The following is a 16,546-nucleotide window of genomic DNA, read 5'->3' as shown; positions in this document are numbered from 1 at the left end:
TGTGTTTTTTTTATAAAAAAAAGAGATGAAACAATATTTTGTTCCACCTCTTTACTTCCTACGTGCCACATCCGAAAAGTGAAAAATATCTAAGCGGTGGCGTGATTCTGTATATTCAAACTGACTTCCATCATACAAATGTGTAAAGTTTTTCACAACGACAACATAGTCTGTTCCATTTAAATCTAAATACTTTCTGTCATCCTCTGTACATGGCTGTACTTCAATTACCCTCTGTGAATAACTAATATGTAGCCCAAGCTCTTTCTCAATGTATTTATAAATCGATGTAGCTGCAATTTCTCTCGTTAAGCCTGGAATATATTCCGATACAAAATGGTTTATATCTAAAATTACTTTTTCTCCATCAATATTTCGTACACGTTTAATATGGTCAATCACTGTTTTTTCTTTCACGTTTAATAACTTTGCTACGTCTTTCGTCGCTTCAATTTTCTCCATTTCTACGACGTCTGTAATACAATGACGCCCTAAACGTTCATTTTCTTCTTGGAAACTTACAATACCACCAAAATTAAATTCAATATTTTTTCGCTTTAAAACAAACACACCTTTTCCGTGAATTTTTTGTACATATCCACGCTCTTGCAGTAAATCTACCGCTTTTCTTACCGTGCCTCGGCTTGCCTCATACTGCTTCATTAATTCTGTTTCTGATGGGATTTTGCATCCCTCTTTTAATTGTTTATTATCAATAGATTTACTGATTTCTGTATAAATTTGTTCATACTTACTCATCATCTACAATAGCCCCTTGTCACCTTATAATTCTATATGTATTATAACATGCTTCACTCTTCTGCCAATCTCTCACTTATTTTCCATTACAAGAAAAATATAGGTAAATATTTAATCTTTAAAACGTATTTTTATAAAATTTTTTATATTTTTCTTTTCATTCAAAAAAACATGTAGTATACTAACTTCAAAATCAGAGGAGAAAGGGAGCAAAGAACTATGCTTACTTATACAACAACTGTAGTTACATTTGCACAAAAACATCATCATCATACGTAACCCTTGAAACCTAGCGGAAAAATTACGCGTAGGTACAAGGGTTATTCCCGTTGTACCTACGCTTTGGCGAAAGAGCCATGTAGGTATTTTTTTATCTACATGGCTCTTTTTTTATTGTCAAAAAGCTAGTGAAAAATGATGTTTAAGCAAAACTTACTACAAAGGAGTTAACAAAAATGGAAACGAAAAAATGGGGATTATGGGTTTTAACAGCATTTGTTATCGGGAATATGGTTGGCGGTGGCGTATTTATGCTTCCAGCAAATTTAGCACAAGTATCAGGTCCAATGGGTTCTACACTCGCATGGAGTATTACAGGCCTTGGCGTATTTATGATTGCACTTGTATTTGGAAATTTAGCGATTCGTAAACCAGAATTAAAAGCTGGACCACAAAGCTATGCTCAAGCAATGTTTCCTTCAAAAAAAGCTGGTAAAGTTGCAGGATATAGTATGGCATGGGGATATTGGGCTGCTAACTGGGCTGCAACAGCATCTGTTATTATTTCCTTCGCTGGATATTTATCAACATTCTTTCCAGTTTTACAAAGTAAGCAAATTCTTTTTTCAATAAACGGATTTTCACTAGAACTCGGAAAAGGGTTAACTTTCCTCGTATGTAGCCTTATGCTGTGGGGAATTCAATATATTCTTTCTCAAAATATTGATCGAGCTGGAAATATGAATCTACTTGCTACCATTGCAAAAATTATCGGATTTACAATGTTTATTGTAATTACATTATTCATTTTCAATGCTTCTAATTTCGGAGACGGTCAAACCTTTATGAATGAAGCAGGACAATCAATCTCATTAGGTGGACAAATCAATTCAGCTGCTATTGCAACACTCTGGGCATTTATCGGTATTGAATCAGCAGTTATGCTTTCTAATCGTGCAAAATCACAGCGCGATGTAAAAAAAGCTACGATTTTCGGATTAATTATCGCTCTTCTTATTTACATGTCAATTACTTTACTTACAATGGGAGCTCTTCCGCAAGATGCTTTAAAAGAGTCTCAAAAACCATTAGTAGACGCATTAAATTTAGCAATTGGAAATAAAGGCGCATATATAATGGCTTTACTCGCTCTTATATCTTTATTTGGATCTACAGTTGGCTGGATCGTTGTTAGTTCAGAAGTACCTTACCAGGCAGCAAAAAATGGACTTTTCCCTAAGTTTTTCGGGAAAACAAATAAAAAAGGTAGTCCTTCAAAATCATTATTGATTACAAATGTAATGACGCAAATTTTCTTATTTTCAACGATTTCTGGTACTGTTTCAGAAGCGTATAGTTTCGCTATCGTCGTAGCAACATTAGCCTATTTAATTCCATACCTTGTTTCTACCTTGTACCAATTAAAATTAGTTATTACAGGAGAAACGTATGATATACTGCCAGGATCTCGAGTAAAAGATGGAATCATTACTACATTGGCGTTGGTATACTCTATTTGGGTTATCAAAACGGGAACTGCTGATTTAAAAACATTCTTCTTAGGAATTGGATTATTCGTATTAGGCCTTATTCTCTATCCAGTACTAATGAAAGACTCACAAAAAACGGATTAAATAAAGAGAAGCTGCTGGCTTCTCTTTTTTATTAAAAATCTGTAATTAACTTTTCTTTTAGCTCTCCTACAGATAAAGGTTTCGCATAATAAAATCCCTGTACATAATCACAGCTCATTGATTGTAACAAACTCTCTTGCTCTACTGTTTCTACTCCTTCAGCAACTACTGCTAAATTTAAACTATGAGCAATTTCGATAACGGATTTTACAATCGTTCGTTCTGGTTGTGCGTGATCATAATGAAATTCACGAATAAAATTACGATCAATTTTTACAATATCCAGTGGTAGTTGTTTTAAATAATATAAGGAAGAATAGCCAGTTCCGAAATCATCCAAAGCAATTAAAACACCCATATTTCTTAATTCTTGTAATGTAGCAATAATATAATCAAAATGGCGGACTGCAATGCTTTCCGTTATTTCTAATATTAAACGGTTCGGAGGAAAACCAGTTCTCTTTAAAATGCTACGTACGGACAAAATAAAACGTTTCTGCATTAATTGTTGTATAGATAAATTCACAGATAACTTTAGTCCTTCTTGATAATTTGGCAATGTTTTAAACAAGCGACATGATTTTTCTAATACCCAGTCTCCTAGCTTTATAATAAGTCCAGACTCTTCAGCTACAGGGATAAATTCGCTTGGTGAAATAGGTCCGTCTTCTGTCATACAACGTACTAGAGCTTCTATACCAGAATATCTCTTCGTTTTCAAATCAATAATAGGCTGCAATGCTACATCTAACTCTTCGTCACGAATTGCCTTTTGCAAAGCAAACTCAACTTTCATTCTACGATTTATTTTCGCACGTAGCTCATCTGTAAAGAAACATGCAGCGTTTCTCCCCTGTTCTTTTGCACTATACATAGCTAAGTCAGAGTTTTTCAATAAAGTTTCCACATCTTGTCCGTCTTGTGGATAAGAACAAAGTCCTAGACTAGCTGAAATGTATACTTCATGGCCTTCCAGCATAAATGGTGCCTGAAAACATGACAACACAGATGTCGCTAACTGACTCATATCATCTTGTCTATGATTTTTTGTTAACAGCACAAATTCGTCGCCACCTAGCCTAGCCAGAACATCTTTCTCTCCTAGTACATAATGCAACCTTGAAGCAACTTCGCTTAAAAGTAAATCCCCTATCATATGACCTAATGTATCATTTACTAATTTAAAACGATCCAAATCAAAGTAAATCATACCAAATTCTTTTTTATCTGCAATCAATTTATTAACGGTCGTTATTAATTGTAAACGGTTAGGCAAACTCGTTAAGGCATCATGATAGGCAAGTTCCCTATAACGACTTTCACTTAGCCGCAATCTATGTTCCGCTTCTTTTCTACTACTAATATCATTTCGAATTGCGATAAACTGGTATGGCTCTCCTTTTTCATTTAAAAATGGAACAATTGTTGTTTTGACCCAATAATATGTACCATCTTTTGCTCGATTCCGAATCTCACCTGTCCATACTTTCCCATTCAAAATACGTTTCCATAATTCTTGAAAAAAGTTTTTTGGATGATGTCCTGAATTTAAAATACGGTGATCTTTTCCAATTAATTCTTCTCTTTTGTATTTAGAGATTTCACAAAATTTATCATTTACATATGTAATAAGACCTTTTCGATCTGTAATTGCAACAATTGAAGACTCATCTAATGCTAACTTTAAATCTCGCAATGAAGAGTCATATAATGCATGACCTCTCTGTTCTAGCATGCGCATCTCTCCTTGCTTCTATCTGACTAAAACACAACCTGTTTCTCTTCATAGAAATAGAGATATTTCATTTTCTAATACTAGCCCATTACATAAATTATCTTTTTAAATAGACCGATTAAAATAACATAATATTATTTGTAATAAAAAGCAATATTATACCGTTCCAATTATAACTAGTAGCTTCTCATCTCCCTAATGATTTCGCGCCTTATTATACTGCAATCTCTTTAAGTGGCTCTATGCAAGCCTTGTTTCCAACTAATACCACTCACATCTGATCTCTTTGTTTTTAATAACGAAATAGAAATTAGACCATACTACATAACTATTCACGAATAATAATATAAAACTCTATATCAATGTATATGTTTTTGAATTACAATAATAAAATATTAACATATTTTCACCTTAATTTTGGAAGTATTTTATAAATAAATACCGTATTAAACTAAAAAAGAGGATAGCCTCTTTTTTAGTTTAATACGAATATGGTATTTGCTGATAACCTGGGTATGGCATTGGATACGTTACAGGGTATGGTGATGGATAAGCTACTGGATATGGAGCTGGATAATATCCTCCACTTGTTGCACCTGTTAATGCACCAGCTGTCAGTCCGCCTAACACTCCTCCTGCAAAGCTTCCAGGGAAAAATCCGCCTCCCCATGAACTACCACCACCCCAGCCCCATCCGCCTCCGTGATGATGATGGTGATCATAGTGATGATGTCCGCCGTTATGATTGTGCCCACCATGATTGTGTCCTCCATGATGATGATTTCGATAATAAAACCCATTATTTTCTATATAATTCATGCTTCTCCGCTCCTTTTCGATTTTTTCATTTTCATATGCGTTAAGAGTGGGATAAAAAATGGGATAGTACACTGTATGTAGGACAAATGCGGAAAGTATAGGTGAAATGTCTATATTTTGTAAAAAAAGCAAAACACCTTATAATAAAGATGTCATATTACATCTTCTATTTAAGAAGTCTATATTGAAAAAAGATTAGGGGAATTATATAGAAATGAAGAAGCCTATCGTTCAATTACTATTAATATTTATAATTGTATCTATCGTTCTGTTCCTATTAAATACATCGTATATTTCGTTATATACATTTGTCGGTGCCCTATGGTCCATCACAATCGTAGGAATTTCATTCGTTATTTTTATAGAAAATAGATCTCCACAAAGTACATTAGCGTGGTTTTTAGTATTAGCACTTCTTCCTATTATAGGTGTGCTTTTATACGCTATTTTCGGGCGCAGCCGCTGGAGAAGAAAAAAACATCTCCATCGTTCAGAAGAACAAAGAAAATTATTCCGTGAAATATTAGAAGGAAGAAGACTAGAGTTATTACTCACAGTCCCACTAAATGAACGTTCCATACATTTAACAGAAGTCATACAAAAATTTGGAGGCGGTCCTGTCGCAGATAGAACAACTACAAAACTTTTAACAAACGGAGATCAAACATTTTCAGAAATTTTGCGAGCTATAGATCAGGCAAAACATCATATACATATTCAATACTACATTTATAAATCTGATGAAATTGGTACAAAAGTTCGAGATGCTTTAATACAAAAAGCAAAAGATGGTGTTATTGTACGTTTCCTTTATGATGGTCTTGGAAGTAATACGTTAAGAAGACGATTTTTGCAACCTATGAAAGAAGCTGGGATTGAAATAGTAGAATTTGACCCTATTTTTTCAGCTTGGTTACTTGAAACGGTCAATTATCGTAACCATCGAAAAATCGTTATTGTAGATGGAGAAATTGGTTTTACCGGAGGACTCAACGTCGGTGATGAATATCTTGGCCGTTCCAAGAAATTTCCTGTTTGGCGTGATAGTCATTTAAAGATAGAAGGAAAAGCATTATATAAATTACAAGCAATCTTTCTAGAAGACTGGCTCTATGCCTCTAGTGGTTTAAATACTTATTCCTGGGATCAATTCATGAATAGACAATACTTCCCAGGTAAAGAGATTTCAAATGCAGAAGGTGCTGTTCAAATCGTAGCAAGTGGACCAAGCTCCGATGATAAAAGTATTCGTAATACATTATTAGCTGTTATGGGCTCTGCAAAAAAATCCATTTGGATCGCTACCCCCTACTTTATTCCAGATCAAGAAACTTTAACATTATTACGCTTAAGTGCAATTGCCGGAATAGATGTACGGATTTTATATCCAGGTAAAAGTGATAGCATCATTAGTGATCAAGCATCTCAATCCTATTTCACTCCGCTTTTAAAAGCTGGTGCTTCTATTTACAGTTATAAAGATGGTTTTATGCATGCAAAAATTGTACTCGTTGATGATACAATTGCAACTATTGGAACAGCGAACATGGATGTACGTAGCTTTGAATTGAATTACGAAATTATTAGCGTACTTTATGAATCAAAAACAGTTCACGATATTAAACGTGATTTTGAAGAAGATTTTAAACATTCAACTGAAATTAAATGGAACTCTTTCCAAAAAAGAAGTATAAAAAAACGCATATTGGAGTCTTTCATGAGGCTCATTTCTCCTTTACTGTAGGCAATCAACTTCATCTTGATTGCTTTTTCTTTTCCCTTTATCCTCCTTCCTTTTCTTTGCATACCATATTAAAACAAGTTATCATAAGATGTATTACTTTATGAAAATAATGTTAGGTGGGAAATACATGTTAGAACAATTTCATATACATGCTGATTTAAAACAACAGCTTTCTACGATTCATGAAAAGAATAAACAAGAAGCTGGTGAAAATGCACATTTAATCGGAACGAAAATATATAAAGCGTCTGATAATAGCATTATTGAAGATGCAATTACAGCACTTCTTCTTGGCAAGAACATTCTATTAAAAGGACCGACTGGTAGTGGTAAAACAGTACTAGCGGAAACTCTTTCTTCTTTATTCCAAAAACCAATGCATAGCATTAACTGCTCTGTCGACTTAGATGTAGAGGGTATTTTAGGATACAACACACTACAAACGAAAGATGGTGCATCTGAAGTTTCATTCGTTAACGGTCCTCTTATGAAAGCAATGAAGAACGGTCACTTCCTATATATTGACGAAATCAATATGGCAAAACCTGAAACTTTACCGCTACTTCACGGCGCATTAGATTACCGTAAAATGATTACAAACCCATTTACACAAGAGGTTGTATTCGGTGATGACGAATACCGTGTAATTGCTGCGATTAACGAAGGTTACGTTGGAACAAGTGAGCTAAATGAAGCATTAAAAAACCGTTTCGTTATTATTGAAGTTCCTTACATTCAAGGTGACACATTAAAAGAACTATTATTAGCAGAATCAAAATTAAATGATGTTGCAACAATTGAAAAGTTTGTTGCATTTGCAAGCGACCTTATGCCTTTAGCTCGCGATGGACGTGTAAGTGAAGAAGCAGCAAGTATTCGTGGTATTATCGACGCATGTGATTTAGGTGTATATATTCCTGTTATGCGAGCGATTGAACGAAGCATAATTGCAAAACTTAATGATGAAACAGAACAAATGACTGTCCGTGAATTAGCAGAAAGTTATTTCTTTGAGGGATAATTTATGAGACAAATTTTTAGTGACAAAAAAATTGATGCGTCGCTGTTTCTACAAATGGAAAATTTAATGTATGCCCTTCTAAAAGAAGACGATGCCTATCTTGAATATGGCTATAAAGCATACTACGACGAAATTGAAAAGAAAGTTGTCATTAGTCACTTTTGGGATGATCGAAAAGAAGAAGATACAGTAATCGGATTAAAAAGCGAAGTGTTCTTAAAAGCACTTGGTAATAAACATTACTCGGACATGACTTTAATTCGTTCTTATGCGATTGAATTGCAAGAATCGCCCCTAAAAAAGTTTTTAACACAATTATTTGTTCTATTAGAAGATTTACGCGTTGAGGAAATCGTAAAGAACTTACGTCCTGGCACGAAGCATGTTTTTAAACGTCGAAAAGAAATGTACCGCAACTATTTCGGCTCTCAAAATGAAATAAACCGCGTTCGTAATTATCACGGTGATCGTCTATTTTGCCTATGCTATCTTTCATTAACGAGCGATAAATATGAAATGTTTAATAATGAATATTTTGAGCAAATTGAAGCGATTTTACATGAAACATTCCAAGCACGTAACACAGAAGATATTATGTATATCGTTGAGAAAATTCGCTATCGCTTAGAGGCGCTTCTTGAAAGTGATATGCTTAACAACTATTTCGGACATGCTCCACTTTACTTATCTGTCCTTGCAGACGAAAAGAACTGTCGCGTCGAAGATTTAGCAAATGATGATACGCAGCTTATAGATGACGATGAAAATAAAAACAAAATGGATGAAAGTTTCTCCACATGGCATCGTGAAAATAAAAATAACGAAAACGAGAACTTTTTACGCTTTGAATTAGAAAGCGGAACAAAAACTAATATGATGGGTGATACTGCCCGTGAATCAGAAGATGGCGACCAAGCACTTGGTTCTGTACAAGGTACTTCACAAAAAAGTACACAATCCAACTTTGATGGCGCTGATACAGAAGAAGCAAGGGCTTCACACGCTTCTAGCCAGCACGACGGTGCATACGGTAAGTATAATGTAGGTGCTTCTCATACATTTAAAGAAGCTCGCAAACCAAACTCAGATGAGAAAAAAGATTACCAAGCTATCAAATCAGTCGTTAATAAAGATGTAAAAGAATTAAAGAAAATTATCGAAAAAACAATTGAAAATAAAACGAATGCGAATAGCGATAAATATTACGGAAGACTTCGTAAGAAATTCCTTCGTATTTATACCGAAAAACAACCGCGTATGTTTTATAAAAAAGGACAAGAGTCACAAGAACTCGATGTTGCATTCCAACTGTTAGTTGACTGTTCTGGTTCTATGTATAACAAAATGGAAGAAACGAAGAAGAGTGTTGTACTATTCCATGAAGCTTTAAAATCTTTAAAAATCCCACACGCTATTAGCGGATTTTGGGAAGATGCCTCTAGCGCTAAACCTGAAGATAAACCAAACGTTATCCATGAAGTTGTAAATTATAAAAACTCAACGTTACCAAACGTTGGTCCAGAAATTATGCAACTTCGTGAAGAAGAAGATAACCGCGACGGATATATTATTCGTATCGTTTCTGAAAAACTTGCCAAAAGACCTGAGAAACATAAATTCTTACTAGTCTTCACAGACGGTGAGCCTTCTGCGCTAGACTATCAACAAGACGGAATTTTAGATACGCATGAAGCTGTTAAACTCGCGCGTAAAAGTGGTATGGAAGTAATCGGTATCTTCATCGAAGAAGGCGAAGCGAAAGAAGCAACTTATCAATTGATGAAAAACATTTATAACCATCACTTCTTAGTTGCAAATCATGCTGAAGATTTACGATTGAAGATTAAACCATTGCTGAAAAAACTATTACTGAAGACGATTGAATAGAAAATAGGAGCCTTGTGGCTCCTATTTTTTCGTTCAATTACTTTGTTTCTGGTTGAAACTTGTACGGAATGGCTACTTCTAATAAAGATTCAAATCCTGCGTCATAGTATGGGAAACGCTCATTCACAATTTTTCGATCCACCCACTCTATTGCAGAAATTTCACCTTCATCTTCCGCAATAAGTTCACCTTTTACTACATTCGCTCGGAATGTAAAAAATAGTGCATGATTCCCTGATTCTTCAAAGAATTTTTCATTGATCGCAACAAGTCCACCTAACGTAGCAGTTAAACCTGTCTCTTCTTTCACTTCTCTTATTAGTGCTTCCTCTAATATTTCACCTTTTTCCACAGCCCCGCCTGGCAATGACCAAACATTTTGTTCTACATTATGTACCATTAATATTTTATCTGTTTCTTCGTCATGTATTAGTGCATATACAACGTCAACTCTTTGCACAAGACTTCTCTCCCTTCCAAAATGATGAAGAGCCGATTCCTAAGAATCGACCCTTCCTATTAATTCATCACTAACCCAGCTGTGAGCTTTTTTTTTAACTTATCCAGCATGTCAGTTGTCATTTTGTCTAAATCGTATTCTGCTTTAAAGCCCCACTCTTTCATTGCTGCAGTTGCGTCAATAGAGTTTGGCCAGCTATCAGCGATTGTTTGACGAGCTGGATCTACTGCATAATCCATTGTAAACGTCGGAATGTGTTTACGAATTGACGCTGCAATTTGCTCTGGCTCGAAGCTCATTGCTGTAATGTTAAATGCATTTCTATGCACTAGCTTACTTGGATCAGCTTCCATTAATGAAATGATTGCTTGTAAAGCATCAGGCATATACATCATGTCCATATATGTTCCTTCAGCAATGTATGAGGTGTATGCACCTTTTTTAATCGCCTCATAATAAATTTCAACTGCATAATCAGTCGTTCCGCCTCCTGGAGGAGCTACGTAAGAAATTAAACCTGGGAAACGGACACCGCGCGTATCTACGCCAAACTTTTGATGATAATAATCACATAGTAATTCTCCTGCTACTTTGTTCACCCCATACATCGTAGTAGGACGCTGAATTGTATCTTGCGGTGTATTATCTTTTGGCGTCGATGGACCGAATGCACCGATAGAACTTGGCGTGAAGAACTTACAGTTTAATTCACGAGCTGCTTCTAATGCATTTACAAGTCCACCCATATTTAAATTCCATGCAAATAACGGATTTTTTTCTGCTGTTGCTGAAAGTAAAGCTGCTAAATGAATAATTGTATCTACTTCATTACGCTTTGCGATATCATGTAGTTTTTGTCCATCTGTTACATCTAACGTTTCAAATGGACCAGATGTTACTACTTCACTATCTGTTTCACGAATATCTGTTGCAATAACATTTGATGCGCCGTATACATCACGAAGTTTCATTACTAATTCAGAACCAATTTGCCCTAAAGAACCGGTTACTAGAATTTTTTTCATTTTCCCCACTCCTCATTTGCAAGCTATTCAAAAGATGTCGTTACTTAAATGATGCCCATTTCTTTTCCTACTTTTTCATACTTACGAATTGCTTCATCTAACATTTCTTTCGTATGAGCTGCTGTAGGCATATTACGAACACGACCTGTTCCTTTAGCTACAGTTGGGAACACGATAGATTTTGCGTATACGCCTTCCTCATTTAGACGTTTACTAAACTCTTGTGTTAACACTTCGTCACCAATAATACAAGGTGTAATTGGCGTTTCACTTTCCCCAATGTTAAAGCCAAGTTCTTTTAATCCTTGTTTCAAGTAGCGGCCATTTTCCCATAAACGATCATGTAGCTCTGTGCTTTCCATTAAAATTTCAATGGATCGCATACATGCAGCTGCATCAGCTGGTGTTAATGCTGTAGAGAATAAGAATGGACGTGAACGAACTTTTAACCAGTCAATTAAGTTTTGTTTCCCTGCTACATATCCACCAATTACCCCAATTGCTTTTGATAATGTACCAATTTGGAAATCAACTTTATCAGATAGACCGAAGTGCTTTACAGTTCCTGCACCTTTTCCAAGTACGCCTGAACCGTGTGCATCGTCTACATATGTCATTAAATCTAATTCTTCTGCAATCTCAACAATTTCTGGTAATTTCGCAACATCTCCGTCCATTGAGAAGACACCGTCTGTAATTACCATTAATTTATTGTAAAGACCTGATTCTTTCGCCGCGATTGCTTTTTGGCGTAAATCTTCCATATCCGAATGTTTATAAACAATAATTTTGGCTTTTGATAGACGACTACCATCAATAATAGAAGCATGGTTTAATTCGTCTGAAAGAATTGCATCATTTTTATCCATAACGGCTGAAATCGCTGCCATATTACAGTTAAATCCTGATTGGTAAGCAATTGCTGCTTCTGTATGTTTAAACTTTGCAATTGTCTCTTCTAATTTAATATGCAAATCTAAAGTACCGTTAATTGTACGAACAGCTCCTGCCCCAACACCGTACTTATGAATTGCACCAATTGCTGCTTCTTGCAAACGGCTATCTGTTGCTAATCCAAGATAGTTGTTTGAAGATAAGTTAATATATTCTTTTCCGCCAATTGTAATGATCGGTCCATTTGAACTCTCAAGCGGATCAATTACGTTATAAAGCCCCTTTGATTTTAAATCCTCTAAATTTTCTTCTAAAAATTTCGCAAGTGTTTTACTAGACATCGTGAAGCCTCCCATCGTTCATGTAAGCGAATTATTGTCTTAATAGTTCCAATAATCCCTCTACTAGCTTAACACGTTTTCAGAATTTATTATAGAAAAATAGTTTAAAGTAACCGCTTACAATTTTAGATTATATATGATTCATTACAATAAATCTATGATTTACTTTTCATATTTGATAGAATTAAAAAAATATTTCGGGAGGTTTCAAACATGGCATTTACAGAATCTGATGTATACAATAACACAGCATTTTTCGAACAATATATGAAACGAAGATACCGAGAAAATAGCCCAAATGAATCCATTGAAAAACCAGTATTCTTTCAGCTCATTGGTCATGTACAAGGAAAACAAATTCTCGATTTAGGCTGTGGTGACGCTAAGTTTGGCGCGGAATTATTAGAAAAGGGATGCCACTCTTACACCGGCATTGAAGGCTCCGAATTTATGTATGAAAAAGCTAAAAAACAACTAGAAAATAAAAATGGATCTGTTCATTTTTTAAACCTCAAAGATTATACCTACCCCTCTTCCACTTTTGATTTAGTAACATCTAGACTCGCCTTACATTATATTGAACATCTTGATACCATTTTTCAAAAAGTGTTTCAAACTTTAAAAACAAATGGCACCTTTACCTTTAGCGTTCAACATCCCGTAATTACTTCTTCGTTTGAAAGCTTACAAACAAGTGGTAAAAGAACGAGTTGGCTCGTCGATCATTACTTTAAACTAGGCAAACGGGTTGAACCATGGATTGACCAAGAAGTTATTAAATATCATCGTACAACGGAACAGTATTTCACATTATTACAGCAAGCTGGATTTACCATTACATCATTAAAAGAAGCTACACCAAATTCAACCTATTTTCAAAATGAAGAAGAGTATAAACGTCGCTTACGAATTCCTCTCTTTCTCTTATTTTCTTGTACAAAATAAAAAAAACGATGAATCACTCATCGTTTTTTTATCTCATTGCCTGGGCAACTTCTTTAACTACACGTCTTCCTCTTCCGTGCGGGATACAAAGTGGTGTTCCAAACAACGGATCCGTACTAATTTGACACTCCATTCGGAATACATCACGTACTAGTTTCTCATCTACCACTTCTTCAGGTTTACCTTGTGCATATATTTGTTTATCTTGAATTGCTACAATGTTATCTGCATAGCGGCATGCCAAATTTAGATCATGTAATACCATAACAATTGTTCTTTGTTCTGTTTCATTTAATTCGAATAATAAATCTAGCACTTCAATTTGGTGAGTCATATCTAAGTATGTAGTTGGCTCATCCAGTAAAATAATATCTGTATCTTGTGCAAGTGTCATTGCGATCCAAGCACGTTGACGTTGTCCACCTGAAAGGGCATGCACATCTCGCTCAGCAAATTCTGTCATACCTGTTGCTGCAAGTGCCTTCTGTACCATTTCCTCGTCTTTTTCTGACCATTGCTTCAGCCATGTTTGATATGGATAACGCCCTTGCTTTACAAGTTGTAATACTGTAAGTCCTTCTGGTGCTTGTGGTCCTTGCGGTAAAATCGCCATTTGACGAGCAATTTGCTTCGTTTGCATACTTTGAATTGCTTGATTATCTAACAAAATATCACCATTTGTTGGCTTTAATAATCTGGCTAGTGAACGTAATAAAGTTGATTTCCCGCAACCGTTAGAACCAATAAAAATTGTAATTTCTCCTTTTGGAATTTCTAAGTTCAGCTCATCAATAATAATTGTTTCACCATAAGACAACGTCAAGCGTTTCGTCTCCAATGCTTTTTGCATATTCATCTCCCTTTATGAATTCCGACTTTTATAAAGTAAATAAATAAAATAAGGTGCACCAATTGCTGATGTAAATACCCCTGCTGGAATTTCAAGTGGTGTGAAAATTGTACGCCCTATTAAATCTGCAGCAAGTACTAGAATTGCACCGACAATAGCTGCAACTGGGAGTAATGCACCGTATAAAGAACCAACTAATCTTCGTGAAATATGTGGTGCCATTAAACCGACAAATCCAATCCCTCCGGCAAAAGCTACCGCACCACCAATTAAAGCTGTACTAAGTAATAACATAAATACACGCGACTTTGTTAAAGGAACCCCAAGTCCTACCGCTATATCATCCCCTAGCTCTTGTGCATTTAAATGCCTAGCTGCGATAAATGATATTACTGTTAAAATGAGAACCCAAGGCGCAAGTACCATAACATTTTGCCAAGAAGATCCGTAAACGGTACCTGTAATCCATACATTCGCTTGACTCGCTTGATAAATTGGTGCTAATAACATAAACAAAGTCGTTGCCGCCTTCGTTAATGCCCAAAATCCAACACCAATTAAAACGAGACTAATTGGTGATAATCCATCATTTTTCCATGCAAATAAGTATACAAAAACCGCTACAATCGTTGCTCCTGCAAAAGCTGCGAGCGGCATATAATGAATACTTACCGTTAGTGCATTATTTTTATCACTAAATAGCGCTAAAAATAATACAACTGCGACACTTGCCCCGCCCGTAATCCCGATGATATCAGGAGAAGCAAGTGGATTTCGAACGAGCCCTTGTAAAATACAGCCCGCTACCGCAAGCGCAATTCCTACAAGGATAGCAATTAAAATACGTGGCATACGAAACTTATTTACAACCATGTTAGACATCGCATCGCCATTTCCGGTAATTGCTTGCCATACGTCATAAGGAGCAATTTTCATGTCTCCCATACCTGCGCTCGCAAAGAATAATCCTATTAAAACAACTAGTAAACTTAACAAGACGAGACAAGCTCGTTTATACATTAAAAACGAGAGCTCGCCTTTTCCTATACGAAACGGAATATATTTCTTCATTTGCTAAGCCCTCTCTTACGTGCAATATAAATAAAGAACGGTGCTCCAATAAATGCTGTCATAACTCCCACTGGTACTTCTTGTGGCATAATGACATATCTTGCTGCTATATCAGCCAATATTAGTAGTATTGCACCTAACAATCCGCTATAGGGCACTCTCCATCTGTGGTCAACTCCAACAAGAAATCTAGCAAAATGCGGAGTAATAATTCCAATAAATCCAATTGGGCCAGCAACCGCAACTGAACCACCAGACAACAGTACAATAATAAGTAACACGAACGATTTCATTAAAATTGTTCGTTGTCCAAGTCCTTTCGCGACGTCTTCTCCCATCATCAATGTATTTACTTTCCCTGCCATCATAAGAGATGCAATCCATCCTATTAATAAATACGGGAATACAGATTGTAAAATTTCTAACTTTCTCCCTTGCACAGATCCAGCAAGCCAAAATAATACCTCTTCAAGTGCTTTTTCATTTAACACAAGTAATCCTTGTGTTAATGATGAAAATAACGCACTAATTGCGACCCCTGCTAACGTTAACTTAAGAGGAGTAGTCCCTTCTTTTCCTAAAGAACTAGAAGCAAATACAAGTACAGCTGCAACCGCCGCTCCTAAAAAAGCAATCCATGTGAAAGCTGATAATGATGTCACGGAAAAGATTACAATTGCTACAACTATGAAGAACGCAGCACCTGAATTTAATCCAATAAAATCTGGAGAAGCAAGTGGATTCTTCGTTAAAGTTTGCATAAGACAACCAGCAATGGCTAAACTAGCACCAACACTAGCTGCAATTAACGCCCTAGGCAGACGTACATTTTCAATAATAATATGTTCATTGGAACCGTTAAAATGGAAAAAAGCATCCAATGCTAGTTTCCAACTCGTATTTGTATATCCGAAAATAATACTTCCCCAAATACAAATGACGACTGCAATGATTCCAACAAATAATCCAATCCATTTTGCTCGATTTGTTTTTAATAACATGCAGCGTTTCCCCTTCAATGTATAATGATACGTTGTTAGTGTATTTCAACTTAATTCTCATTGTCAACGGAAATGAGAATTATTTTCACCCATATATATTGACAATTAAAAGATAAAGGCTTAATATCATGCTTGCTATTG

The 16,546-nt window shown here is 35.6% G+C and carries 14 protein-coding genes; 5 read left to right on the top strand and 9 right to left on the bottom strand.

Going from position 1 to position 16,546, the window contains the following annotated elements:
• Positions 1-51: 51 nt before the first annotated feature.
• A complete protein-coding gene (gene treR, locus AXW78_RS03105) occupies positions 52-762 on the bottom strand; it encodes a trehalose operon repressor (protein ID WP_000987236.1) in 711 nt (236 codons plus the stop codon).
• 452 nt (positions 763-1,214) lie between these two features.
• Here treR and AXW78_RS03100 point away from each other — a divergent pair, with 452 nt between their 5' ends.
• Positions 1,215-2,612 (top strand): amino acid permease, encoded by a 1,398-nt coding sequence (locus tag AXW78_RS03100; RefSeq protein ID WP_000448449.1) that lies wholly within the window; start codon positions 1,215-1,217, stop codon positions 2,610-2,612.
• A 31-nt stretch (positions 2,613-2,643) separates the two neighbouring features.
• Here AXW78_RS03100 and AXW78_RS03095 read toward each other — a convergent pair whose 3' ends face one another.
• Both AXW78_RS03095 and AXW78_RS03090 read right to left on the bottom strand, forming a co-directional pair.
• Complete coding sequence (locus AXW78_RS03095) at positions 2,644-4,347, bottom strand: putative bifunctional diguanylate cyclase/phosphodiesterase (protein WP_000893344.1); 1,704 nt, start codon at positions 4,345-4,347, stop codon at positions 2,644-2,646.
• Between the two features lie 480 nt (positions 4,348-4,827).
• Positions 4,828-5,166 (bottom strand): hypothetical protein, encoded by a 339-nt coding sequence (locus AXW78_RS03090; RefSeq protein WP_001106370.1) that lies wholly within the window; start codon positions 5,164-5,166, stop codon positions 4,828-4,830.
• Positions 5,167-5,380: 214 nt separating this feature from the next.
• On the opposite strand from AXW78_RS03090, the gene AXW78_RS03085 reads away from it, so the two are divergent.
• The 3 genes from AXW78_RS03085 (at position 5,381) to AXW78_RS03075 (ending at position 9,818) form a co-directional block, all read left to right on the top strand.
• A complete protein-coding gene (locus tag AXW78_RS03085) occupies positions 5,381-6,910 on the top strand; it encodes a cardiolipin synthase (protein WP_061883774.1) in 1,530 nt (509 codons plus the stop codon).
• Between the two features lie 127 nt (positions 6,911-7,037).
• On the top strand, positions 7,038-7,931 hold the full coding sequence (locus AXW78_RS03080; RefSeq protein ID WP_000892970.1) for an ATP-binding protein: 894 nt from the start codon (positions 7,038-7,040) through the stop codon (positions 7,929-7,931).
• Positions 7,932-7,934: 3 nt separating this feature from the next.
• Positions 7,935-9,818 carry a vWA domain-containing protein gene (locus AXW78_RS03075; protein WP_001248851.1) on the top strand — a complete coding sequence of 628 codons (1,884 nt, stop codon included), beginning with the start codon at positions 7,935-7,937 and terminating at the stop codon, positions 9,816-9,818.
• A gap of 37 nt (positions 9,819-9,855) precedes the next feature.
• On the opposite strand, the gene AXW78_RS03070 is transcribed toward AXW78_RS03075, so the two are convergent.
• Genes AXW78_RS03070 through AXW78_RS03060 form a run of 3 tightly spaced genes read right to left on the bottom strand, consistent with a single transcriptional unit; the run spans position 9,856 to position 12,538 of the window.
• A complete protein-coding gene (locus AXW78_RS03070; protein WP_001189943.1) occupies positions 9,856-10,278 on the bottom strand; it encodes an NUDIX hydrolase in 423 nt (140 codons plus the stop codon).
• A gap of 59 nt (positions 10,279-10,337) precedes the next feature.
• On the bottom strand, positions 10,338-11,303 hold the full coding sequence (locus tag AXW78_RS03065; protein WP_000723128.1) for an L-threonine 3-dehydrogenase: 966 nt from the start codon (positions 11,301-11,303) through the stop codon (positions 10,338-10,340).
• 44 nt (positions 11,304-11,347) lie between these two features.
• Positions 11,348-12,538 carry a glycine C-acetyltransferase gene (locus AXW78_RS03060; protein WP_000095906.1) on the bottom strand — a complete coding sequence of 397 codons (1,191 nt, stop codon included), beginning with the start codon at positions 12,536-12,538 and terminating at the stop codon, positions 11,348-11,350.
• A 213-nt stretch (positions 12,539-12,751) separates the two neighbouring features.
• Between AXW78_RS03060 and AXW78_RS03055 the strand changes: the two genes are divergently transcribed.
• Positions 12,752-13,483 (top strand): class I SAM-dependent DNA methyltransferase, encoded by a 732-nt coding sequence (locus AXW78_RS03055; RefSeq protein WP_061883773.1) that lies wholly within the window; start codon positions 12,752-12,754, stop codon positions 13,481-13,483.
• 28 nt (positions 13,484-13,511) lie between these two features.
• On the opposite strand, the gene AXW78_RS03050 is transcribed toward AXW78_RS03055, so the two are convergent.
• From AXW78_RS03050 to AXW78_RS03040, 3 genes are read right to left on the bottom strand one after another with little or no spacing between them, the layout of a single operon-like run.
• Positions 13,512-14,333 carry an ABC transporter ATP-binding protein gene (locus AXW78_RS03050; protein WP_001167953.1) on the bottom strand — a complete coding sequence of 274 codons (822 nt, stop codon included), beginning with the start codon at positions 14,331-14,333 and terminating at the stop codon, positions 13,512-13,514.
• Positions 14,334-14,345: 12 nt separating this feature from the next.
• Positions 14,346-15,404, bottom strand: coding sequence for a FecCD family ABC transporter permease (locus AXW78_RS03045; protein WP_000760057.1), 1,059 nt, complete (start codon positions 15,402-15,404; stop codon positions 14,346-14,348).
• Positions 15,401-16,405, bottom strand: coding sequence for a FecCD family ABC transporter permease (locus AXW78_RS03040; protein ID WP_000925225.1), 1,005 nt, complete (start codon positions 16,403-16,405; stop codon positions 15,401-15,403). The genes AXW78_RS03045 and AXW78_RS03040 overlap by 4 nt, the downstream gene beginning before the upstream one ends.
• Positions 16,406-16,546 lie beyond the last annotated feature (141 nt).

It is taken from the genome of Bacillus thuringiensis (assembly GCF_001595725.1).
Taxonomy (GTDB): domain Bacteria; phylum Bacillota; class Bacilli; order Bacillales; family Bacillaceae_G; genus Bacillus_A; species Bacillus_A thuringiensis_K.
The sequence above is the reverse complement of the archived record's forward strand: the minus strand, read 5'-3'. Positions and strand labels throughout refer to the sequence as shown.